Below are 22,374 nucleotides of genomic sequence, written 5' to 3' on the forward strand. Positions count from 1 at the left end.
AACTAACAATATTATTATCGGAAGCTATTATGACTCGTATTTCTCGCAACCATCATCATCACCATCATCCTGATTAGTCTTTCGGGCGATGTGTGCTGGAAGACGTTCAATAACTCTTCCGGTGGCTGAAATGCGAAATAGAGAAAACCCTCGGAAGAATATCTTCCGAGGGTTTTTTTATTATTAATCAAAAATATATTACAGAATAAGCAGGGTAAAATTATGTTGGATAAATCACGGTTAAGAATTGCTATTCAAAAATCAGGTCGTTTAAGTGAAGACTCACGAGAACTGCTTGCCCGCTGCGGAATTAAAATCAATTTACAACAACAGCGATTGATTGCTTATGCAGAAAATATGCCTATTGATTTACTTCGTGTACGCGATGACGATATCCCAGGGCTAGTTATGGATGGTGTCGTTGACCTTGGTATCATTGGTGAAAACGTCCTTGAAGAGGAGCTATTAAGCCGCCGTGCTCAAGGCGATAATCCCGCTTATAAGACACTGCGTCGCCTTGATTTTGGTGCTTGTCGCTTATCATTAGCCGCGCCTCTTGACTTTAACTACACAGGTGCAGAGTGCTTAAATGGCTCTCGTATTGCCACCTCTTACCCGAACTTATTAAAACGTTACTTCGATGAAAAAGGCATTCAATTTAAATCTTGTTTATTAAACGGCTCTGTCGAAGTCGCCCCTCGGGCAGGTCTTGCCGATGCTATCTGTGACCTTGTTTCAACAGGGGCAACATTAGAGGCCAACGGCCTAAAAGAAGTCGAAGTGATTTATCGTTCTAAAGCTTGTTTGATCCAACGAGACGGGGAAATTTCAGCAGACAAGCAGCAACTGATTGATCGCATGATGACACGCATTCAAGGTGTTATCCAAGCCCGCGAATCCAAATACATTATGCTACACGCTCCAAGTGAGCGCTTAGAAGAGATTATCGCATTACTGCCGGGTGCAGAGCGCCCTACTTTGTTGCCTTTAGCGGGAGATAAAAACCGTGTTGCAATGCACATGGTCAGCAGTGAAACCCTGTTCTGGGAAACCATGGAAAAACTCAAGGCATTAGGCGCAAGCTCCATTTTGGTTCTACCGATTGAAAAAATGATGGAGTAATACCGATGGAAATGGGATTTAATCAACCGATTCGCTGGTCATCATGTCATGCTAATGAACAAAAAGCGCTACTGACACGCCCTGCCATCGCTGCGTCTACAAACATTAGCGCTGCTGTCACCCAGATCATTGAACAGGTCAAAGCCCGCGGTGATAGTGCATTAATCGAATTTAGCCAACGTTTTGATAAAACAGCTATTTCAACTATTCGTGTTTCACAAGATGCTGTTGAACAAGCCGCAACACGCCTTGATGACAACATCAAAATTGCGATGCAAACGGCCATCGGCAATATCCGTCGTTTTCATGAGGCTCAGAAACCGGCGGCTATTCAAGTTGAAACTCAACCTGGGGTTGTGTGCCAACAAATTACACGTCCGATCGATTCCGTGGGCCTCTATATTCCTGGAGGCTCAGCCCCCCTTCTTTCAACGGTAATGATGTTAGGCACACCCGCAAATATTGCAGGCTGCCGGCAAGTGATCCTTTGCTCACCGCCACCTATTGCAGATGAAATACTCTATGCCGCTAAATTGTGTGGTATTACCGATATTTTCCAAGTTGGGGGAGCGCAAGCAATTGCCGCTATGGCATTTGGAACCGAAAGTATTCCCGCCGTTGATAAAATTTTTGGCCCGGGCAATGCCTACGTGACAGAGGCCAAACGCCAAGTCAGCCAAGATCACGAAGGGGCCGCAATTGATATGCCAGCGGGGCCATCAGAAGTGTTAGTCATTGCTGACAGCCAAGCCAACCCTGCTTTTACAGCGGCGGATCTATTATCGCAAGCAGAGCATGGCCCTGATTCACAAGTCATATTGTTAACCGACAGCCAAACATTTGCTCAACGTGTTATTGATGAAACGGAAAAACAGCTTGCAGAGCTATCGCGTGCTGATATTGCAAGAGCAGCATTGAGTGCCAGTCGTGTCATTATTGCTGACTCCATTGCACAGTGCGTTGAAATAAGTAACCGCTACGGTCCAGAACATTTAATTCTACAAACACGCAATGCCGACGAATTAGTCGAAAACATCACCAGTGCGGGATCGATTTTTGTTGGTGACTGGTCACCTGAATCCGCGGGAGATTATGCATCTGGAACTAACCACGTGTTGCCGACTTACGGTTATACATCAACCTATTCAAGTCTTGGCCTTGCTGATTTTATGAAACGTATGACAGTGCAAAAACTCTCGCCTCAAGGGCTTTTAGGGTTAGCGACTACCATTGAAACGTTAGCGCAAGCAGAAAGCCTAACGGCTCACAAAAATGCCGTGACCTTACGTGTCACTGAACTGAACAAACAAAAATAGGAGTGAGTGATGAGCGAAACCTTTAAAGCCGCTAGTCTTGCACGTAACAATGTCAAAGAGATGACACCCTATATGTCTGCTCGCCGTTTAGGCGGTCGTGGTGATGTTTGGTTAAATGCGAATGAATACCCAATTGCGCCAGAGTTTCAGTTTAATGAACGTAATTTAAACCGCTATCCTGAATGCCAGCCTACCGATGTGATCCTCAATTACGCGGCGTATGCAGGGGTTTCTCCTGAGCAAGTGTTAGTTTGCCGCGGCGCTGACGAGTCAATCGAGCTGCTGATCCGGGCCTTCTGTGAACCCGGTAAAGATGCGGTGATGTTTTGTCCACCTACCTATGGCATGTACAGTGTCAGCGCTGAAACTTTTGGTATCGAACAGAAGAAGATCCCTGCTCTGCCAGACTGGTCACTCAATGTTGATGCTATTCGTGAAAACTTGAGCAACACTAAGCTGATCTATATTTGCAGCCCTAATAATCCAACCGGCAATATTATTGATAACAAGGCACTGGTTGAAGTCCTTGAAATGGCGGCAGGTCGAGCGTTAGTGGTTGTTGATGAAGCTTATATTGAATTTTGCCCTCAATATAGCGTAGCCAGTTGGCTCAACAACTACCCTAACCTAGTCGTATTGAGAACTTTATCAAAAGCATTTGCACTAGCAGGCCTGCGTTGTGGCTTCACATTAGCCGCCCCCGATGTTATTGAAGTTTTGCTAAAAGTGATCGCTCCTTATCCGCTTTCTACCCCTGTGGCGATGATAGCGGCTCAAGCGCTGAATATGGAGGGGATAGCGACCATGAAACACCGTGTTACGACAATCACCAATAACCGCATTGCGCTTTCAGAAGCTTTACAGGCATTGCCTATCGTAGAAAAGGTTTACCCAAGCGAAACTAACTATATTTTAGTGCGCTTTACTGACGGCAATAAGGTGTTTAAAGCCCTGTGGGATCAAGGCATTATTTTACGTGATCAAAGTAAACAGCCAGGACTTGCCAACTGTTTACGTATCACTATCGGCACAGAAACCGAAAATGTACGTGTTATTGACGCTATTGAAGCCCTTTGCTAAACCTGAAAATAGGAAACATTCATGAGCCAAAAAATACTTTTTATTGACCGTGACGGAACATTAATCACTGAGCCACCTACTGATTTTCAGGTCGATAGCCTAAGCAAATTAGCATTTGAAAAAGCGGTGATCCCGAGCTTACTCGCGCTCCAAAAAGCCAACTACCGTTTAGTCATGGTCACTAACCAAGATGGCTTGGGAACGGATAGCTTTCCAACGGCTGACTTTGAGCCACCTCATAATTTAATGATGCAGGTTTTTGAATCTCAGGGTATCCAATTTGATGAAGTGCTGATCTGCCCTCACAAACCTGCGGATAACTGCAACTGCCGCAAGCCAAAGTTAGGCTTAGTCGAAAATTATCTTGTTGAAGGTAAATTAGACAAAGCAAACAGCTATGTGATTGGCGACCGTGAAACCGACATCCAATTAGCTGAAAATATGGGTATTCAAGGCCTACGTTATAGCCCTGAATCACTCGATTGGGTCGCTATCACTGATAAGTTAACCAAACGCGATCGTCATGCCTTGGTCGAACGAGTCACAAAAGAGACCCATATTCGCGTCGAAGTCTGGCTTGATCGCGAAGGCGGTAGCCAAATCAACACCGGCGTTGGCTTCTTTGATCACATGCTTGACCAAATCGCGACTCACGGTGGTTTCCGTTTAAATATCGACGTTAAAGGTGACCTATTTATAGACGACCATCACACCGTTGAGGATACAGGTTTAGCCCTTGGTGAGGCACTGCGTGTTGCGCTAGGTGACAAACGTGGTATTGCGCGTTTTGGCTTTGTGCTACCGATGGATGAGTGCCAAGCACGCTGTGCATTAGATATCTCTGGCCGCCCACACCTTGAATACAAAGCAGAATTTAAATACCAACGCGTTGGTGATTTGAGCACTGAAATGATCGAACACTTTTTCAGTTCACTCTCTTATGCGATGGGTTGTACGTTACACCTGAAAACTAAAGGGAAAAACGATCACCATAAAGCAGAGAGCCTATTTAAAGTGTTTGGTCGCACCTTACGCCAAGCGATCCGTGTTGAAGGGGATACTTTGCCTAGCTCGAAAGGGGTTCTCTAATGAATGTTGTGATCCTTGATACGGGGTGCGCTAATTTGTCATCGGTCGCTTACGCCGTTAAGCGTTTGGGTTACACCCCAAAAATTAGCCGTGATACTAAGACGATTTTACAGGCTGATAAAGTGTTTCTACCGGGAGTCGGCACAGCAAGTGCCGCCATGGAACAACTGAATGAGCGTGAACTCATTCCGTTAATTAAAACGCTGACTCAACCTGTTTTAGGCATCTGCTTAGGTATGCAATTAATGGGCAGTGTGAGTGAAGAAGGTAAAGAATTGATCCCATTACTGGGCCTCATTGATAGCCCGGTCCAAAAAATGGATGCTAACGGTTTGCCTGTTCCGCACAGTGGCTGGAACCAAGTTAAAGCATTAGCAAGCCACCCTTTATTCAAAGGGATCCGTGAGGATGCCTACTTCTATTTTGTGCATAGCTATTCGATGCCAATTTCAGGTAATACCCTAGCTCAAACCTTATATGGGAACCCATTTAGTAGTGCTGTCAATCAGGATAACTTTTACGGGGTTCAATTCCACCCTGAACGTTCGGGTGCCGCAGGCTCCCGTCTGATCCAAAACTTTTTGGAGATGTAATTGAGATGATCATTCCTGCTTTAGATTTAATTGATGGTAATGTTGTTCGCCTACACCAAGGAGACTATGCCAAGCAAACGGCATACGGTAATGATCCTCTCCCTCGCCTGCAACAATATGAGCAAGAAGGGGCGAAATTACTGCATTTAGTCGATTTAACGGGAGCCAAAGACCCACAAAAACGCCAAATTTCCCTACTCAAAAAATTATTAGCTGGCGTTTGTGTTCCTGTACAAGTTGGCGGTGGTATCCGCACTGAAGAAGACGTAAAAGCGCTGTTAGACGCGGGAGCGACGCGAGTGGTTATTGGCTCAACCGCGGTCAAGCAACCCGAATTAGTGAAAACTTGGTTTGAACGTTACGGCGGTGAAGCTATCGTGCTTGCTCTGGATGTTCGTATCAATCAACAAGGCGTTAAAGAAATTGCCATCAGTGGCTGGCAAGAGAATTCAAACCTTTCTCTGGAACAGGCCATTGAGATGTATCAGCCATACGGGCTAAAACACGTTTTATGTACCGATATTTCGAAAGATGGCACCTTGGCGGGTTCCAATGTCAACTTATATCGTGAAATCAGTCAAAAATACCCTGATATTGCTTTTCAAGCTTCAGGGGGTATTGGCTCTTTAGCTGATATCGCCGCTATTCCATCATCAGGAGCGGCAGGCGTGATTGTTGGTCGCGCCCTACTTGAAGGTAAATTCACTGTCGCGGAGGCAATCGCATGTTGGCAAAACGCATAATTCCTTGTCTGGATGTTCGTGATGGGCAAGTGGTTAAAGGTGTTCAATTCCGTAATCATGAAATTATTGGTGATATCGTGCCGCTCGCCCAGCGTTATGCCCAAGAAGGGGCAGATGAATTAGTTTTTTATGATATTACTGCATCATCTGACGGCCGTGTGGTCGATAAGAGTTGGGTTTCCAAAGTCGCCGAAGTCATTGATATCCCGTTTTGCGTGGCTGGTGGTATTAAAAGTGTCGAAGATGCAGCACAAATCCTGTCATTTGGCGCAGATAAAATTTCCATTAACTCACCTGCATTGTCTGATCCAACCTTAATTAGCCGTCTCGCTGAGCGCTTTGGTGTTCAATGTATTGTGGTTGGTATCGACACTTGGTTTGACCATGACAGCGGAGATTATCTGGTTTATCAATTTACTGGTGATGAAAAGCGCACCACACAAACCCGCTGGAAAACCTTAGATTGGGTTAAAGAGGTTCAACAACGCGGTGCTGGCGAAATCGTTCTAAACATGATGAACCAAGACGGTGTACGCCAAGGCTATGATCTGCTACAACTGAAAAAAGTCCGCGAAATCTGCCAAGTGCCTTTAATTGCCTCTGGTGGCGCGGGTGAAAAAGTACACTTCCTTGATGCTTTTTGCGATGCAAACGTTGATGGCGCACTTGCTGCTTCTGTGTTCCATAAGCAAATCATCAATATCGGTGAATTAAAGCAATACCTTGCAGAAAATGGAGTTCAAATTAGAGTATGTTAACCACAGAACAATGTCACCAACTTGCTTGGCAAAAAGTCGATGGGCTAATGCCTGTTGTTGTACAACACGCCACCTCTGGTGATGTACTAATGTTGGGTTATATGAACCCTGAAGCCTTACAAACCACCTTAGAGAGTGGCAAGGTCACTTTTTATTCAAGAACCAAACAGCGCCTATGGACCAAAGGGGAAACGTCTGGCCATTTTCTCAATTTGGTAGATATCTATCCAGACTGTGACAGCGATACCCTGCTCGCCTTAGTACAACCTATTGGACCAACTTGTCACAAGGGCACTGAAAGCTGTTTTGCTCCAGCCCAAAGTGATTGGGGCTTCTTATTTGAACTGGAAACCTTACTAAAATCACGTAAAACAGCAGATCCTGAAAGCTCTTACACCGCGCGTTTATATGCTAGTGGAACTAAACGTATCGCTCAAAAAGTGGGAGAAGAAGGGGTTGAGACCGCACTAGCTGCCACCGTGAATGATCGTGCTGAACTCACGAATGAAGCCGCAGATCTGATGTATCACTTGCTGGTACTCTTACAAGACCAAGATCTTGATTTAAGCACTATCATCAAACGACTGAAAGAGCGCCATCAATAATAATACGGTAGCCTGCTTAAGGTGGGCTACCCAATATAAAAAAGGTGAACTGATTATTGTTCGTCGACCTAAGCCCTCCTATTATCTTACCTATAAATGACTGTTTAGCTAATTGAGTCAATCAATTCAAGTGAAAGCCTATTTTAATAAAAATGCTATTTAGGCAATGATTTCGCTATTAACTTAAAAACACGCTCATTGCTTCTTTCAATTTTCAGATAATATCCATGGTATTTAGCTTGTTATCTAATTTTGCTACTATCTCAACTGTTTATTTTTATAAAAAAGGAACCGTCGTGTCAGAAAGCCCTATTTTTATTCAATTAACCCAGTTACTTGATAAACATAATGCCAGATACCGTGTGATGGAACACCCAACCGCAGGTAAATCTGAGGAAGTCGCTAAAGTACGAGGAACCCAATTAGGTCAAGGTGCAAAAGGTCTGGTATGCCATGTCAAAGGAAATGGGATCCGCCAACATGTTTTAGCTATTCTTCCTGCGGATAAACAGGCTGATTTAAGCAAAATAGCCCATGCCATTGGCGGAACGCGAGCCTCATTAGCGAGTCCAAAAGAAGTGGATGATTTAACCCAATGTGTATTTGGCGCCATTCCTCCTTTTAGCTTCCACCCCTCGCTAAAATTAATTGCTGATCCTTATTTATTTGCCCGTTTTGAAGAATTAGCCTTTAATGCTGGCACACTTGAACGCTCAGTTATCCTCAATACCGAAGACTATCGGCGTATTGCTAATCCCACTCTAGTTAGTTTTATTCGTGATAGTGAAACAACGTAAAATAACTTGATTTTAAGTAAAATAGGTCTCGCGCTTTTATGCGGCTGCTACACTTAGTAATAACTGTTGTTCAGTATAAAGGAGAATATCATGAGTTTATTCGACAAAGCAGAAAACAGAGCAAGAGAAGCCGCTGGCACGGCGCAGCAAGCCTATGGTGAAGTCACCGACTCTACAGAACATCAAATTAAAGGTGCCGTTAAAAAATGTGCGGCTCAAGGCTGTGATACCTTAAATTCCGCTGTGGATAGCGTAAAAAGCCATCCACTTGCCGCAGCCACTATCGCTGCCGGAGTCGGCTTTATATTTGGTTACTTAGCCAGCAAGAAGTAAATTTATATATGCGATAAAGGGAATGACATATCATCATTCCCTATCGGTCATTGTTATGATTTGTTTTGATATTCCAACAATGCCGCTTTTAATGCGGCCAAATCAGAATGACATAAATGAGGTTTTAACGCATTGAATTGCTCTTCAGGCCAATCATAAATTCTCAATGCGAGCAGCTCACTAATAATTTCAGGCGAAAAACGGTATCCAATCTGTTTCGCTGGATTGCCCCCAACAATGCTATATGGCGCCACATTTTTTACCACAACACTATTGGCGGCAATAACAGCGCCTTCACCGATATGAACGCCGGGCATGATGAATGCTCGCATACCAATCCATGCGCCATCACCAATTATCGTATCTCCCTTCCCTACATAGGCTTCATTAATATGCTCAATAAAAGGATACAGGCAAAACCAGTCTATTCGATGAGTGTGATTTCCTCCCATCAAAATCACGGCTTCACTGCCGATACAGACATAATCGCCAATATAGAGTTGATCGACTTGCCAAGGAAGTTGCCAGTCACGACTCCCTTCATCTCCTTGTAGGTAACGAACAACGGAAGCTTCAAAGCCATTATCCCAACAGTCACTGTAATAACTGTGACGCCCTTTAATATGGATATTGGGGTTTTGGACAACTTCGTGTAATAGTTGATATTTTGACCAATGTTTCTGATTCATGGTAACAATCCTAATTATAAAATTATTATTACCATAGAACGCTGTCTATGGTGATGTATTCGCGCTCAAAAATACATCACCTTTAGCCACCCTAGGCTGTTTTAATAAGGGATTTATCATTTATGCTGCCTCATTCTGTGCGGCTAATTTTAAGCTGACATTCCTTGCCGCCAGCGCAATGATACAGCCTAACAACATTAAAATAGCTAGCGCCCACTTTGCTGGTAAGAAGGCATTAATCGCCAATAAACTTAACCCCGCACCAACCGCCATTTGAATAAACCCGACCAGTGCAGAGGCCGTTCCAGCCTCTTTTTCAAAAGGTTCTAACGCGTAACTGGTTGCGGTTCCCATCATAAAAGCGAGTCCTGTACAGGCACAAGCAACAGGTAACATATAGACTAACCAATGGTTTTGTAACGCATAGGGCAGTAACATTAAGCCTAATACGAGGCCTAAACACCCGATCCCCATAAATAAGCTACCTGCTTTTAAGCAATTAGGGCGACCAATTTTCGGGATATAGTGGTTAGCAATATAGCTAGCAAACATGATCCAAAAACCATTTGCCCCAAACACAAGCGAAAATTCTAGCGGGGTTAGCTTTGAATCCCCCATTAACACGCTCGGTGCAAAGGAGACATAAGTCAGTACCATTCCCATACTACCCGCATTAACCAATGCAAAAATCATAAAATACTTATTACGCAAAATGTGCAGATAATGGTTAAGTTGCAATTTTTTCACATGTTGCAAACTTGCAGGGCGAGTTTCAGGTAAAAAAGCTATCACCAATACTAAGAGCAGTAATGCATAGAGGGCAAGGAACCAAAAAGGTGCGCGCCATCCCCAATATTCTGCCAAAAAGCCACCTAATAGCGGAGCAAGCGCTGGCACAATGTTTAATGTGCCATTCAGGAAGCCAAAAGCACGCGCCGCTTCTGTACCATTTAAACGGTCTCGCACCCCACTAAAAGCAACTACACCTGTGCAGCAGACCGCGACGCCTTGCAGCACTCGCGCAGCAATAAAGATCTCCACCGCAGTTGATAATGCTGCAACTGTCGACCCGATGATATAAATTAAGATCCCTATGATGGCGATAGGTTTACGTCCATATCGATCAATTAAAGGCCCTGAGACCAACTGCCCTATACCAAAAATTAAAATAAACAGCGCGATTGTTGATTGTATCAGTGACTCTGGGGAGCCAAGGGCAATCGCAATAGCAGGGATTGTCGGTAAATATAGGTCAATCGCCAGTGGGCTAAGTAGTACGAGTAACAATAACAGGACAAGGAACTTTCGCATAAATAGAATTCTTAGTGAACAATCATCAAATGATCAATCTAGGCTTTGCAGTGAAGCTTTCTCAGCCTAATAATAAAAATGAACTGATAATTCTATCAGTAGAATCAATCAAAGCGATACCCGATTTTCTTGTCCGAATATCTTTCAGCATAAAAAACTCACCGTTAAGTAAATTTAACGCTTGAATGCAGAGTACAGATGCTCTGTTAGGCAGCTTATGATCCTCTAACTATCACTAAGTAAACGAGTATTTTAGACTAAGCGAATGAACAGCGTCGTATCAGTCACTCCCCGCAACGTAATAGCCAATTGATGAATACCAGTTCATTTTTTATAGTGTTATTAGTTATGGTTTGTTATTCAAAACTCTTCTCTTGCGGATCCATCAGGTAAATAATCGCTATGTATTATTCCTAGTCGAAGCCTATTTTCTCACCCTATCGTAGAGTAAGCTCACTTCAATAAAAATAGTATTATCATCAATTCAATAAGGCGATATTCTCGAGTAATGGCAATCCATGAAGTCACACCATAATTTGCATAAGCCTTCTATTCCCCTTACGCTGTCTCTTGCGAGTTCTTGTCTAATTTGTTTTAGCTGACAACCCCAGTTGATTTACCTACATTTATGACATTATCAACTTTGAGTTCTGACGAGTATTAGCATAATAAGAGAGCGAACTGAGAAATAAATACTTAAAAAATGAATAATAATCTAAGAACCTATCCCAATAGGATTTTATTCCAGACAATGATGGCACAGGCAAGATGCAGCATTGCCTCATAATTCTCGACCTTCTTCTCCCAACGAGTCAGGACACGACGGTAGCGATTCATCCAACTGTGTGTTCTCTCTACAACCCAGCGGTGGGCCTTAAAATCCGTGTTTTTGATGGCTTCTGATTCATCCTTCCGTGACTGGATATGAGGTTCATAGCGACGACTTTTCAGATACGCTCCCAACCATTCCGCTTCATACCCTTTGTCCATGCACAACCGGAGCCTCTTGCCCGGTCTGCCCGTCTGGAGGGCATCGAGCGTATCCGCAACCAGCTTTATGTCGTGCGTATTTGCTCCAGCGACAACCAGTGCAAGCGGAAGCCCGTTCCCGTCAGTCATCAGACTGCGCTTTACGCCCCGTTTCCCTCGGTCTGTTGGGTTCTTGCCTGTTTTTTTGAGCCTGCCAGCGGTGATTTGGTCATACAACCATCCATCGACAGCCACGACCAGTCAATAGCGTCCAACTGTTCGCAAGCAAGCAACCCGTTTTGCCAGAAGCGTTCAAATACGCCAGCATCCCGCCACTCCTGAAATCGGCGATGAGCAGAGCTTGACGAGCATATACCGGTGGCATTTAGCGCATTCCACTGGCAACCCGTCCTGAGTACGAAGAAAATGGCGTTCATTGCAGCGCGATTATCAACCCGCTTGCGGTGCGTACCCAGCGGGTGTTGAGTTCTATGCTCCGGGATGAGAGGAGCCATTTTCTCCCAGAGTTCATCACTGATTTGCCACTTATTACCTACCATACGTTGCCCTCATAAATTATCATTATGTATTATCTGACAATTCCTTTTGGGATAGGTTCTAATTACTCAATTACAAAATTGGTATAAATCTCAATGCGATGGAATTTGGGAGCATGAATATGGATTAGACATCAGTACGTTAGACAATCCAGGCTGGCGAGTTCATATTAATGGTGAGAGTGGAAAAAATAAATCAAACCTTATTGTTAATAATAGCAATGATGATTGGTTAAATATCATTACAACTGATAAAGAATTTAAAGGCTATGGAAGCCCACAAAATTTAAATATCATCTTAGATTACGCTATTAAATGGCTTAATGGGTCATAACAGTATATCTCCTTCAGCCTAGCATAATGTTTTTAATATTCATGACTTCCCCTGCCTAATAGGGGGAGTTGTATGCATAAAAAAAGGGGCTGGATCACCAGCACCCTTCACTTATGTAACTCATTGTTTTAATGAATTACTCCATCCATTCGGTATGAAATACGCCTTCTTTATCAGTACGTTTATAAGTATGAGCACCGAAATAATCGCGCTGTGCCTGAATTAAGTTAGCAGGCAATACCGCTGAACGATAGCTATCATAATAAGAAATTGCGGCTGAGAATGTGGGTGTTGGAATACCGTTTTGTACACCATAACAAACCACATCACGTAACGCTTGCTGATATTCATCTGCGATTTGCTTAAAGTATGGCGCTAATAACAAGTTCGCAATCTGTGCGTTTTCATTGTAGGCATCTGTAATCTTTTGCAAGAACTGAGCACGAATAATACAACCAGCACGGAAAATCTTCGCGATTTCACCGTAGTTAAGATCCCAGTTATATTCGTCAGAAGCCGCTTTTAATTGCTGGAAGCCTTGAGCATAAGAGACGATTTTACCTAGGTATAACGCACGGCGTACTTTTTCGATAAACTGTTTTTTATCACCTTCAACCGCTTTTAATGCCGGACCAGTTAACACTTTAGAAGCAGCAACACGTTGATCTTTTAGGAAAGAGATATAACGTGCGAATACCGATTCAGTGATAAGTGTTACTGGAATACCTAAATCTAAAGAGCTTTGGCTAGTCCACTTACCTGTGCCCTTGTTTGCCGCTTCATCCAAAATGACATCAACAAGATATTTGCCATCTTCATCTTTTTTCTTAAAGATATCAGCGGTGATTTCAATCAGATAGCTACTTAGTTCACCTTGGTTCCAATCTGCAAAAATCTCTGCAAGCGCTTCATTGCTTAGGTTTAAAGCACCTTTTAATAATGAATAGGCCTCAGCGATAAGCTGCATATCACCATATTCAATACCATTGTGAACCATTTTAACATAATGACCAGCACCATCTGGGCCAATATAAGTCACGCAAGGCTCACCTTCTGCTTTAGCGGCGATTTCTTTTAGAATTGGTGCAACCAGTTCATAAGCCTCTTTTTGTCCACCCGGCATGATCGATGGGCCTTTTAGTGCCCCCTCTTCACCACCAGAAACCCCTGTACCGATAAAGTTAAAGCCTTGCTCTGATAGCTCGCGATTACGACGGATTGTGTCTTTATATAGCGTATTGCCACCATCAATCAGGATATCGCCTTTGTCCAAATGCGGAGTCAATGCAGCAATCGTTTTATCTGTCGCTTCACCTGCTTTCACCATTAGCAGGATACGGCGTGGTTTTTCCAGAGAGTCGACAAACTCTTCAATAGTGTAGCTGGGAACTAATTTTTTCCCTGGATTTTCAGCAATAACTTCATCCGTTTTATCTTTAGAACGGTTGAAAATAGAGACGGAATAACCACGGCTTTCAATATTCAGCGCAAGGTTGCGCCCCATGACAGCCATACCGACAACGCCAATCTGTTGCTTTGACATGAAAAACTCCTGTCTGATTAGGACCTAAGCCAGCATTTTACTTGCTGGCAATTCTGTTAACAGGATCACATGTTAACTCAGGTTTGTTCTGGTGGGTAGTTATTGATGCAATCGATGACGCAAACGGAATATTATTTGTAGATTATCGTCTCATTAACGTGAATTTTTATTGAAATTTGAGTAAACAAACCGCATTATTCACCAGTCGGCATATGCCGTCATATCAGAAGGTAAAACAAACTGTATGGAATGGATCGCAGATCCTTCGATTTGGGCGGGGCTTGCCACCCTTATCGTTCTAGAAATCGTTCTTGGTATTGATAACCTCGTCTTTATTGCCATTTTGGCAGATAAGCTTCCGCAAAAATTGCGTGATAGGGCTCGTGTAACGGGTCTGATGCTAGCACTAGTGATGCGAGTCATTCTGCTATTTAGCTTGTCTTGGCTAATCACGCTCACCAAGCCTTTAATTACACTATTCGATCATCCATTTAGTGCCAGAGATCTGATCATGTTAGTCGGCGGTCTCTTTTTGCTATTTAAGGCAACAATGGAGCTTAATGAACGGCTAGAAGGTGGGGATGAACACGCGCATACCCAGCGGAAAACATCGAATTTCTGGGCTGTTGTGGCACAAATCATCGTCCTTGATGCAGTTTTCTCACTCGATTCGGTAATTACCGCCGTTGGGATGGTTGACCATATTGGTGTTATGGTTGCTGCTGTGACGATTGCCATGATGTTGATGATATGGGCAAGTAAGCCACTAACTGGTTTTGTTAACAACCACCCTACCATCGTTATCCTGTGTCTCAGTTTCTTGTTGATGATAGGCTTTAGCTTGGTTGCTGAAGGCTTCGGTTACTCGATACCGAAAGGCTATCTATATGCTGCGATTGGTTTCTCTATCATGATTGAAGTCTTAAATCAGTTCGCACAATTTAACCGTCGCAAATTCCTAAAAGGTAGTCGCCCATTACGTGAGCGCACAGCAGAAGCGGTGCTACGTATTCTAAGCGGTAACCATGAACGTGCGGAATTGGATGCTCATACATCGGACTTGATAGCGGATAACCAATCTGTTTTTGATCCACAAGAGCGTCAAATGATTGCCCGAGTTTTGGGAATGGCGGAACGTAATGTCGAAAGTATCATGACATCACGCCATGATGTGGAATATTTAGATATCAATAAATCAGCCAGTGAATTACTACAATTGCTGGAAAAAAATCCGCATTCACGCTTTGTGGTGATTGATGAGAATATCAGTGATGAGCCTGTTGGTGTTATCCATGTGCTTGATTTAGTTAAACAGCAGCTCAGTGGTCAACCTCTTGATTTACGTGCTCTTATTACTCAACCTCTAATCTTCCCTGAAGGCCTTTCGCTGCTAAAAGCGCTAGAGCAGTTCCGTAAAGCTCAAACACACTTTGCCTTTGTTGTCGATGAGTTTGGTACTGTTGAGGGAGTCGTCACCTTAACCGATGTAATGGAAACCATTGCTGGTAACTTACCAGATGGGGAAGAAGAAAATGATTCGCGTCATGACATCCAAAAGTTGGAGGATGGTCACTGGATTGCCAATGGTTTTATGCCATTAGAAGACCTAATCTTATTTGTTCCAATGGAATTGGATGAAAAACGTGAATACGAAACCATTGCAGGCCTATTGATGGAACATCTTCAACGTGTTCCTGAAGAAGGTGAACAAATTGAGGTGAACGGTTGTATTTTCCAACCGCTTGAGGTCAAGAACCACCGTATTAGCAAGGTGCTGATTATTCCACCTAAACAGCCTGAAGAAGATGAAGAAGAGTAATTAAGCTTCATTTAGAACCATACCGGCCAGTGAGCCGGTATTTTTTTACATAAATATTTAAAGTTGCTTTATCCGATGTCTTAAAACACAAAAATGGTAGCGTTTTTTAAAAGAATTAATTATTGAGTTGTTCAATAATTTAGGCAACTTAATAATGTTATTCGAGGTTAGAGATGAAAGTATCTAGTCAAAGCATCCATAATGTTCAATCGCCCCCAATTAAAGCGGGCGGATTCAAGTCCGAAGTGCAACGCTAAGCCGCCTTTCTTAGCTCCGCAAACACCACCGAAGGTTGTCTGAACCCCAGACACTTGCGTGGCCTGCTGTTCAACGCTCCCTGATAGCGTTGTAAGTCTTCTTCTGTCACTGTCCGCAGGTCTGTTCCTTTCGGGATAAACTGTCTTAACAACCCATTCGTATTCTCGTTCAGCCCACGCTCATGCGAGGCATACGGATGGGCAAAGTACGTATCTGCGTTCAGTGCTTCTGCTATCGCCTTGTGCTCACTAAACTCTAGACCGTTATCGAACGTTATTGTGTGACATACATCCTGATACTCACTCAGCAGTGAGATAATGGCCTTACTGACTTCCACCGCATCCTTTGAAAACACCTTTTTTGTCAGGTAAATACGGCTTTTGCGTTCTGCCAGTGTCACGATAGCACCAGTGCCCTGTTTACCCTGCACCAAATCGGCCTCCCAGTCCCCCAGACGGCTACGGTCATCGACGACTGACGGCCGTAGCTCAATGGATACCGCATCAGGGATGCGCCCTCGTTTCTGCCCGTAGCCCTTACGATATCGCCGTTTGCCCTGCCTAAGATGCCTGTACAACTCGCCACCGCTACGCTTATCCGCATAGATATACTGGTAAATCCATTCATGGCTGACGCTAAGACCAATAATGCTGCCAATTGCACTTATTTGCTCAGGACTCCACTTCCACTCCAGAGCAAATATCACGAAATCTATGGTCTGCTGAGGAATTGTCCTTTTGGCAGATGACAGCCGCCTATCACAGCACTTCTGGTGTGCCTGTTGTGGGTTATAACCAGTATCTGAAGTGTTACGCCTCAGTTCACGGGAGACCGTGGACTTGCTTACACCGATACGGATACCTATCTCATGGCAGGATAAATTATCCTCACGCAGTATCGATATCTGGTATCGTTGTCCTTCGGTTAGTTGCTGATACTTCATACTTACTCGCTCATCTTTGGTCGGAAGAGCAGGATAGCTTATCAGTAGCTAACCGTCCTTCCATCTAACATGACCGAGCGTTGCACTTATTATCTGAATTCGCGGCGAATAATTCTTCTATTGCCAGCTCTGCATCAAATGTTAGTAATACATCAAACCAACAACCTAAAATTGTCACAGCAGAGAAAACTGTACATGTAAAAGATGTTAAACAACTTAATACGAAAATTAAAAATAGTATTAAAAAAATTGTGAGCCAGCTAAAAACCGCTCAAAGCGGCGATGTTTTTAGTCGAAATGGTGTCAATATGAAAGATATTTCAACAACATTGTCTTCATTAAAAAATGAGATTAAATCTTACCAAACTAAATTAGATAGTTCTTCTTACAAACATCATACAAGTAAGAAAGAAACAATAACCAAGCTGAATAATTTAGTAAAAAGCACTGAAGGTAAAATTCATCTGGCGGAAAGTAAATTCCAATTTGAACGCCGACAAAACAATACTATTGGATTAGATAGCCAAGAAAAAATTAATGAAAGAATAACCCAAGAAGCTAGCAGATCAAAGTATGAATATTAATGTAACTTATTGATAGTCAATAATAGATAAAGAAGAGCTCCCGCTTATAGCCGGAGTTCTTCTGATTTATAAACTATAATGCGTTCAACAAATCACTTAGCCCTTTTTGTTCTTCCTTCTTCAAAAAGTTACCTAATGCCTCTTTTGCTTGTGTCTTTAATTCGTTACGTAGCAATTTTTCGACATTCAATTGATATTGCAGATTGCTCCATCCACCATAAATACGCAGTGGAATAGTCATCGCTTGTAACTGCTGGATAAAGCGAGAATCACCACCCCAACCTTTAGTGATTTGTACGCCCAAGTTCACATCTAGGGTTTCGGCTGGTACATTTGCCCAACCTTGTCCGGTAATCGAGATGAGTGGAGACGTTGCATTCATTGAAGCAATATTGACGGTTCCTTTATTTAAACGACCATTAACGGTGAACAATTCAACTTCCGTATAATTTCCCGTATTGACCGGCGCATTAATTTTATTGGTCACCCGTGAAATAGATTGTTGGATCAATAACGGAATATTTAAGCCCGCTAAACGTGCATTTTGTAAACTGAAACTCACAGGACCTTGCCATAAATGTTTCACGGCATAATCATCATAACCAGGCCCCGATAAATCCGCATTGATAGTCACAATACCGCTCAATTTTTCGGGCATATTAAATGCCTTTAATAACGGCGTTAAATTAATATTTTGGATATTAGGCTTCGCCATGACTTGCGCGGGGATCGCAGCATAATTAATGGTCACAGGCAGTGAGAATAGTCCCCCAAACGCCTTCCCTTCTAACTGAGAAATGACTAATTGAGGCGCTTGATTTTGTGCTGCAAGTTTTACTGCGCTTACCTCCATTCCACGATAAATCAAATTATCGATATTGAGATCAATATTGGCAGTAAAGGATTTTAAATTCGATAAATCATATTTTTGGGTTTCTTTCCCAGAAATAACAGGTTTAACCCCCACTCGAGCAGGATTATCGGATTCATTCGCATTATGGGAGCCTGCATTTGTATGCGGTGTACCCAGTAATTTATCTAAATTTAAGCGATGAGAAGATAACTGAACACGAACATCAGGGATATTGCCTAATTGTGCTGCGATTTTACCGGTTAATTCACTTTCATTCGCCTTAATGACAATATTATTTAAACTGGCTGTCGCAACATTCTCTTTAATGTAAGCAAAATCACTGGTGAATTGACCCGTTATGCCACCTTCAGGCAAATCAACACCTGTAAAGGTGTAATCAAATTGAGTTAATTGCCCACTAATTTGATGTGAAAGCTGGGAGAGATCAAGCTCTGCTCGCGCATCAAAGCGCAGCTCCTGCTGGTTTTTATTTAAATTACCGCTGAATTTAGCCGTAATTTTTCGCTCATCATTTTTCTTTAAGGAAAGGTTGATATTGCGTAAGTTGTACTCATCATTCTGAGTTTTCCAGATCACTAAACTATTTGATACTTCAACTTTTTCAATATCCAATAGCCATTGGCTCTTCTCCGTAGAGCTTGGTGTCTGCTTGTTACCTGCTGGCGCAATCGGTGAGTTAGCATCAGTTTGAGCTTCGCTTTCTGGTGTATGACGAATGACTGCACCGTCTAAAACAATTTGTTCAACAGATAAACGATGAGAAAGCAAAGACCACAATTCTACGTCAAGGCGCATATTTTCAGCGCTCAAGACAGGTTGGCTTGCATTAGGTGCGGTGACCGAAACAGGTCCTGTAATAATGCTAAGGGTCGGCCAAACATGCCAACGCATATCGCCTTTAAAATCGAGCTGATAGCCGCTCTTTTTCTCGACTTGCTCCACAAGATACTGTCTAAAGTCGTTTGGATTCACTAACATGACCAACGCTGTTAGCCCAACTACAATCACGACTAGCAAGATGACCAGTGTCGTCAGAAATCGTTTCATTCTTCCCTCACTCAAGTTATGTCTGCTACGCCACACAAAAGGCTCACACTACACCTATCCCTGCACAATATGCGGAATTACCTCAAATTAAACATAAAGATAATTCCGCAATACTTCTCGTTATCAATCTTCACTGATACGACTACCGACCGCCCCTTGCTGATTTTTATATTTTGCATCTTGTCGGCTATTATAAGGACGATCTGCGCTGCCAGATAATGGCTCAAAACTTAAAGCGCCAATCACCATACCAGGGCGCAGGGCCAATGGGAGTTTACCTGAATTATAAAACTCTAACACAATTTGCCCACACCAACCGGGGTCGATTCGATGAGCAGTAACATGCACCATTAACCCCAATCGTGCTAACGATGAACGCCCATCTAACCACCCCACTAGGTTATCAGGCAGGGTAACAGACTCTAGAGTGACTGCAAGTGCTAATTCCCCTGGATGGAGGAAAAAAGGCTCATTGTCTTTGAGAATTATTTCATCACTCATGACACGGTCAAGCGCCGCATTAACTTCATCTTTCGGGCCACTTAGGTCAATAAAGGCTGCGGTATGCCCACGGAAAACGCGGAATTGGTTTCCTAGGCGCACATCCGCCGTTGCTCCATTGATCCGTTCAATAGGTGGACGTGGGCTAATGACTAATTTTCCCTCATCCATCCATTGAATAATATCGCGGTCACAAAGACGCATGATGGTATCCCCCCTTTCATTATTTTCCATCGCCAGACTGTCTAATGCTGTTTAGTCTTGGCAAAATTCGCCGATTTTCGCTTTTAAGATATCAATGGCAACGCGGTTTTTACCGCCACGAGGCACAATAATATCGGCATACTGTTTTGACGGTTCAATAAACTGTAAAAACATCGGACGAACGGTTCTATTATATTGTTCAATCACAGAATCCAGCGTTCTGCCTCTCTCATTTACATCACGTTTTATCCGTCGCATCAAGCAAATATCAAGCGGAGTATCGACAAAGATCGAAAAATCCATCTCTTCACGTAAACGTTTATCTGTTAGTAGCAAGATCCCTTCGATAATAATAACTTTTTTAGGTTTGAAGTGAATGCTGGTTTCTTTGCGTGTGTGAGCGACATAGTCGTATTGAGGAATTTCTACTGATTTACCGCTTTTGAGCGCTTTGAGGTGTTGATACAGCAAGCTGTGATCCATGGAATTTGGGTGGTCATAATTGACTTTTAACCGCTCTTCCATTGGTATATCTCTTTGATCTTTATAGTAGCAGTCTTCTGGTATAACACCGATATTATGATCACCAACCTTTTCCCGTAACTCTCGATATAACGTACTCGCGATAAGGCTTTTTCCGGATGCAGAAGCTCCTGATATACCAACAATGGTACAGTGATGCGCTATGTCAGTCATAAAATGATAACCTGGTTAAATAAATCTGAAATGAAATGCATGACTTCATATTGATGAAGTTATGGTTGCCGGAATTATAGGAGTTAATGGCGTGAGGTTCCAGCTTCACAAAGCAAACTCGCTAAAAAAACACTAAATAATAAGAAGAAATATCCATAAAAGGGGAATTCGATTGCGGTTAGATCCCTGTTATCGGCATGCCGTTATTTATCAACCTACAACAGGCACAATTAAAACGTTTTACGCCCTTCTCCCTCTAAGATAGTTATTATCCGTTATTTTTCGCTCATCGTTTTTAAGGGAAGGTTGATGTTACGTAATATTATACTCATCATTCTGAGTTTTCCTGAGCGCTAAACTATTTGATACTTCAACTTTTTCAATACCATTGACTCTTCTCTATAGAGTTTGGTGTTTGTTACCCATTGGCGCAATCAGTGGGTTAACATCCATTTGAGTTTCACTTTCTGGCGTATGATGAACGACGGCATCGTTTAAAAACAATTTGTTCAATGGATAAACGATAGAGATAAGCGATAAGAAAGCAAAGGCCATAATTCTACGTCAAGACGCATATTTTCAGCGTTCAAGACAGGTTGGCTTGCATTAAGAGCGGTGTTCGAAGCAAGTCCTGTCATCATACTAGGGGTCGACCAGACATGCCAACGCTGTTGGTCTAACTACAATCACGACTAGCAAGATGACCAGTGCCGTCAGAAATCATTTCATTTTTTATCTGCTACGCACCACAAAAACTCACACAATACTAATTTCTGCACAATAGGCGGAATTACCTCAAATTAACATAAAGATAATTCCGCAATACTTTTCTTATCAATCTTCACTGATACGACGACCTACCATTCCTTGATGATTTTAATATTACGCATCTTGTCGGCTATTATAAGGGCGGTCTGCGCAACCAGATAATGGCTCAAAACTTAAAGTGCCAAACATCTTATTAGAGCCTAGGATCAATGGAAGCCTACCTGCATTATAAAACTCTAGATTAATTAACCCACTCCAGCCGGGGTCAAGTCGTTGAGGATTAATATGCACCATTAACCCCAATCGTGATAATGATGAACGCGCTTCTATCCACCCCACCAGATTATCAGGTATGGTAATAATCTCATCAAGGAGTGCCTGTGCTAATTGCCCTGGATAAAGGTAAAAAGGCTCATAGGCTTTGAGAACTATTCTATCACTCATGACTCCGCTAATTTCGCTATTAATTGCATCATCTGACTCACTCAGGTTAATAGCAGTTGAAGTATATCCATGGAAAATGCGATATATACCTGATAGGTGCACATCCACAGCTGCTCCATTGATCTGTTCAATAGATGGACGTGGGTTAATCACTAATTTTCCTTCATCCATCAATTGAATAATATCGCGGTCACAAAGACGCATAATTGTATCCCCCTTTCATTATTTTCCATGCCAAAACAGTCTAACGCTGTTTAGTCTTGCAAAATTTACCGATTTTCGCTTTTAACGCGGTTTTTACCATCACGAAGCACGGTAATATCGGCATACTGTTTTGGCGGTTCAATAAACTGCAAAAACATCAGGTGAAACGGCTCTATTGCATCATTCAATCGCA

General features: G+C 42.8%; 22 protein-coding genes, 1 pseudogene and 1 other annotated feature. Of the genes and pseudogenes, 13 read left to right on the forward strand and 10 right to left on the reverse strand.

What is annotated here, in order from left to right; all coding sequences use genetic code 11:
* Positions 1-52: 52 nt before the first annotated feature.
* Positions 53-181 (forward strand) — a sequence feature (His leader region).
* Between the two features lie 41 nt (positions 182-222).
* The 10 genes from hisG to M1E93_RS13780 all read left to right on the forward strand — a co-directional run bounded on the left by hisG (position 223) and on the right by M1E93_RS13780 (position 8,436).
* Positions 223-1,122 (forward strand): ATP phosphoribosyltransferase, encoded by a 900-nt coding sequence (gene hisG / locus M1E93_RS13735; RefSeq protein WP_004918014.1) that lies wholly within the window; start codon positions 223-225, stop codon positions 1,120-1,122.
* Between the two features lie 5 nt (positions 1,123-1,127).
* On the forward strand, positions 1,128-2,438 hold the full coding sequence (gene hisD, locus M1E93_RS13740; RefSeq protein WP_076914365.1) for a histidinol dehydrogenase: 1,311 nt from the start codon (positions 1,128-1,130) through the stop codon (positions 2,436-2,438).
* Between the two features lie 9 nt (positions 2,439-2,447).
* Positions 2,448-3,518, forward strand: coding sequence for a histidinol-phosphate transaminase (gene hisC, locus M1E93_RS13745; protein WP_004918010.1), 1,071 nt, complete (start codon positions 2,448-2,450; stop codon positions 3,516-3,518).
* A 21-nt stretch (positions 3,519-3,539) separates the two neighbouring features.
* A complete protein-coding gene (gene hisB, locus M1E93_RS13750; protein ID WP_004918009.1) occupies positions 3,540-4,607 on the forward strand; it encodes a bifunctional histidinol-phosphatase/imidazoleglycerol-phosphate dehydratase HisB in 1,068 nt (355 codons plus the stop codon).
* Positions 4,607-5,200: an imidazole glycerol phosphate synthase subunit HisH gene (gene hisH, locus M1E93_RS13755; protein ID WP_088498606.1), complete on the forward strand. Its 594-nt coding sequence runs from the start codon at positions 4,607-4,609 to the stop codon at positions 5,198-5,200. Before hisB ends, hisH begins: the two co-directional genes overlap by 1 nt.
* Before the next feature lie 5 nt (positions 5,201-5,205).
* A complete protein-coding gene (hisA, locus tag M1E93_RS13760) occupies positions 5,206-5,943 on the forward strand; it encodes a 1-(5-phosphoribosyl)-5-[(5-phosphoribosylamino)methylideneamino]imidazole-4-carboxamide isomerase (RefSeq protein ID WP_004918006.1) in 738 nt (245 codons plus the stop codon).
* Complete coding sequence (gene hisF / locus M1E93_RS13765) at positions 5,925-6,701, forward strand: imidazole glycerol phosphate synthase subunit HisF (protein WP_004918004.1); 777 nt, start codon at positions 5,925-5,927, stop codon at positions 6,699-6,701. The genes hisA and hisF overlap by 19 nt, the downstream gene beginning before the upstream one ends.
* Entirely contained in the window at positions 6,695-7,306 is a 612-nt protein-coding gene (hisIE, locus tag M1E93_RS13770; protein ID WP_004918003.1) for a bifunctional phosphoribosyl-AMP cyclohydrolase/phosphoribosyl-ATP diphosphatase HisIE, read from the forward strand. Before hisF ends, hisIE begins: the two co-directional genes overlap by 7 nt.
* A gap of 365 nt (positions 7,307-7,671) precedes the next feature.
* Entirely contained in the window at positions 7,672-8,103 is a 432-nt protein-coding gene (locus M1E93_RS13775) for a YbaK/EbsC family protein (RefSeq protein ID WP_223854886.1), read from the forward strand.
* A gap of 90 nt (positions 8,104-8,193) precedes the next feature.
* Positions 8,194-8,436 (forward strand): glycine zipper domain-containing protein, encoded by a 243-nt coding sequence (locus M1E93_RS13780; protein ID WP_014657814.1) that lies wholly within the window; start codon positions 8,194-8,196, stop codon positions 8,434-8,436.
* 53 nt (positions 8,437-8,489) lie between these two features.
* Here M1E93_RS13780 and M1E93_RS13785 read toward each other — a convergent pair whose 3' ends face one another.
* The 3 genes and pseudogenes from M1E93_RS13785 to M1E93_RS13795 all read right to left on the reverse strand — a co-directional run bounded on the left by M1E93_RS13785 (position 8,490) and on the right by M1E93_RS13795 (position 11,965).
* The gene (locus tag M1E93_RS13785) at positions 8,490-9,125 is read right to left on the reverse strand and encodes a CatB-related O-acetyltransferase (RefSeq protein ID WP_004917999.1); all 636 of its coding nucleotides are present in this window, start codon (positions 9,123-9,125) and stop codon (positions 8,490-8,492) included.
* Positions 9,126-9,245: 120 nt separating this feature from the next.
* Positions 9,246-10,436 carry a multidrug effflux MFS transporter gene (locus M1E93_RS13790; RefSeq protein ID WP_104873358.1) on the reverse strand — a complete coding sequence of 397 codons (1,191 nt, stop codon included), beginning with the start codon at positions 10,434-10,436 and terminating at the stop codon, positions 9,246-9,248.
* Between the two features lie 723 nt (positions 10,437-11,159).
* Positions 11,160-11,965 (reverse strand): annotated as a pseudogene (locus M1E93_RS13795) (IS5 family transposase).
* Positions 11,966-12,026: 61 nt separating this feature from the next.
* On the opposite strand from M1E93_RS13795, the gene M1E93_RS13800 reads away from it, so the two are divergent.
* Positions 12,027-12,296 carry an Imm53 family immunity protein gene (locus tag M1E93_RS13800; protein WP_426207290.1) on the forward strand — a complete coding sequence of 90 codons (270 nt, stop codon included), beginning with the start codon at positions 12,027-12,029 and terminating at the stop codon, positions 12,294-12,296.
* 136 nt (positions 12,297-12,432) lie between these two features.
* Here the strand turns inward: M1E93_RS13800 and gndA are convergent, their stop codons facing one another.
* Positions 12,433-13,839 (reverse strand): NADP-dependent phosphogluconate dehydrogenase, encoded by a 1,407-nt coding sequence (gene gndA / locus M1E93_RS13805; RefSeq protein WP_014657811.1) that lies wholly within the window; start codon positions 13,837-13,839, stop codon positions 12,433-12,435.
* Positions 13,840-14,083: 244 nt separating this feature from the next.
* Between gndA and M1E93_RS13810 the strand changes: the two genes are divergently transcribed.
* On the forward strand, positions 14,084-15,658 hold the full coding sequence (locus tag M1E93_RS13810) for a TerC family protein (protein WP_004917989.1): 1,575 nt from the start codon (positions 14,084-14,086) through the stop codon (positions 15,656-15,658).
* Positions 15,659-15,911: 253 nt separating this feature from the next.
* Here the strand turns inward: M1E93_RS13810 and M1E93_RS13815 are convergent, their stop codons facing one another.
* Entirely contained in the window at positions 15,912-16,859 is a 948-nt protein-coding gene (locus M1E93_RS13815; protein WP_140035165.1) for an IS30 family transposase, read from the reverse strand.
* Positions 16,860-16,939: 80 nt separating this feature from the next.
* On the opposite strand from M1E93_RS13815, the gene M1E93_RS13820 reads away from it, so the two are divergent.
* Positions 16,940-17,443: a hypothetical protein gene (locus M1E93_RS13820; protein WP_426206994.1), complete on the forward strand. Its 504-nt coding sequence runs from the start codon at positions 16,940-16,942 to the stop codon at positions 17,441-17,443.
* A gap of 73 nt (positions 17,444-17,516) precedes the next feature.
* Here M1E93_RS13820 and asmA read toward each other — a convergent pair whose 3' ends face one another.
* The 5 genes from asmA to dcd (M1E93_RS13845) form a co-directional block, all read right to left on the reverse strand.
* Positions 17,517-19,364, reverse strand: a complete 1,848-nt coding sequence (gene asmA, locus M1E93_RS13825; protein ID WP_104873356.1) for an outer membrane assembly protein AsmA — start codon at positions 19,362-19,364, stop codon at positions 17,517-17,519.
* Positions 19,365-19,487: 123 nt separating this feature from the next.
* Positions 19,488-20,069, reverse strand: a complete 582-nt coding sequence (gene dcd, locus M1E93_RS13830) for a dCTP deaminase (RefSeq protein WP_014657808.1) — start codon at positions 20,067-20,069, stop codon at positions 19,488-19,490.
* A gap of 51 nt (positions 20,070-20,120) precedes the next feature.
* A complete protein-coding gene (udk, locus tag M1E93_RS13835) occupies positions 20,121-20,765 on the reverse strand; it encodes a uridine kinase (RefSeq protein ID WP_004917981.1) in 645 nt (214 codons plus the stop codon).
* Positions 20,766-21,164: 399 nt separating this feature from the next.
* Positions 21,165-21,320, reverse strand: coding sequence for a hypothetical protein (locus M1E93_RS13840; RefSeq protein WP_174822166.1), 156 nt, complete (start codon positions 21,318-21,320; stop codon positions 21,165-21,167).
* 327 nt (positions 21,321-21,647) lie between these two features.
* Positions 21,648-22,181, reverse strand: a complete 534-nt coding sequence (gene dcd / locus M1E93_RS13845) for a dCTP deaminase (protein ID WP_104873355.1) — start codon at positions 22,179-22,181, stop codon at positions 21,648-21,650.
* Positions 22,182-22,374: the final 193 nt, after the last annotated feature.

This window comes from Providencia sp. PROV272 (assembly GCF_049901975.1).
GTDB classification, from domain to species: domain Bacteria; phylum Pseudomonadota; class Gammaproteobacteria; order Enterobacterales; family Enterobacteriaceae; genus Providencia; species Providencia stuartii.

Excerpts from the sequence above, each read along its gene's own strand:
- hisG (WP_004918014.1), top strand. The coding sequence starts at position 223 with ATGTTGGATAAATCACGGTTAAGAATTGCTATTCAAAAATCAGGTCGT.
- hisD (WP_076914365.1), top strand. The coding sequence starts at position 1,128 with ATGGAAATGGGATTTAATCAACCGATTCGCTGGTCATCATGTCATGCT.
- hisC (WP_004918010.1), top strand. The coding sequence starts at position 2,448 with ATGAGCGAAACCTTTAAAGCCGCTAGTCTTGCACGTAACAATGTCAAA.
- hisB (WP_004918009.1), top strand. The coding sequence starts at position 3,540 with ATGAGCCAAAAAATACTTTTTATTGACCGTGACGGAACATTAATCACT.
- hisH (WP_088498606.1), top strand. The coding sequence starts at position 4,607 with ATGAATGTTGTGATCCTTGATACGGGGTGCGCTAATTTGTCATCGGTC.
- hisA (WP_004918006.1), top strand. The coding sequence starts at position 5,206 with ATGATCATTCCTGCTTTAGATTTAATTGATGGTAATGTTGTTCGCCTA.
- hisF (WP_004918004.1), top strand. The coding sequence starts at position 5,925 with ATGTTGGCAAAACGCATAATTCCTTGTCTGGATGTTCGTGATGGGCAA.
- hisIE (WP_004918003.1), top strand. The coding sequence starts at position 6,695 with ATGTTAACCACAGAACAATGTCACCAACTTGCTTGGCAAAAAGTCGAT.
- M1E93_RS13775 (WP_223854886.1), top strand. The coding sequence starts at position 7,672 with ATGGAACACCCAACCGCAGGTAAATCTGAGGAAGTCGCTAAAGTACGA.
- M1E93_RS13780 (WP_014657814.1), top strand. The coding sequence starts at position 8,194 with ATGAGTTTATTCGACAAAGCAGAAAACAGAGCAAGAGAAGCCGCTGGC.
- M1E93_RS13785 (WP_004917999.1), bottom strand. The coding sequence starts at position 9,125 with ATGAATCAGAAACATTGGTCAAAATATCAACTATTACACGAAGTTGTC.
- M1E93_RS13790 (WP_104873358.1), bottom strand. The coding sequence starts at position 10,436 with ATGCGAAAGTTCCTTGTCCTGTTATTGTTACTCGTACTACTTAGCCCA.
- gndA (WP_014657811.1), bottom strand. The coding sequence starts at position 13,839 with ATGTCAAAGCAACAGATTGGCGTTGTCGGTATGGCTGTCATGGGGCGC.
- M1E93_RS13810 (WP_004917989.1), top strand. The coding sequence starts at position 14,084 with ATGGAATGGATCGCAGATCCTTCGATTTGGGCGGGGCTTGCCACCCTT.
- M1E93_RS13815 (WP_140035165.1), bottom strand. The coding sequence starts at position 16,859 with ATGAAGTATCAGCAACTAACCGAAGGACAACGATACCAGATATCGATA.
- asmA (WP_104873356.1), bottom strand. The coding sequence starts at position 19,364 with ATGAAACGATTTCTGACGACACTGGTCATCTTGCTAGTCGTGATTGTA.
- dcd (WP_014657808.1), bottom strand. The coding sequence starts at position 20,069 with ATGCGTCTTTGTGACCGCGATATTATTCAATGGATGGATGAGGGAAAA.
- udk (WP_004917981.1), bottom strand. The coding sequence starts at position 20,765 with ATGACTGACATAGCGCATCACTGTACCATTGTTGGTATATCAGGAGCT.
- M1E93_RS13840 (WP_174822166.1), bottom strand. The coding sequence starts at position 21,320 with ATGGCCTTTGCTTTCTTATCGCTTATCTCTATCGTTTATCCATTGAAC.
- dcd (WP_104873355.1), bottom strand. The coding sequence starts at position 22,181 with ATGCGTCTTTGTGACCGCGATATTATTCAATTGATGGATGAAGGAAAA.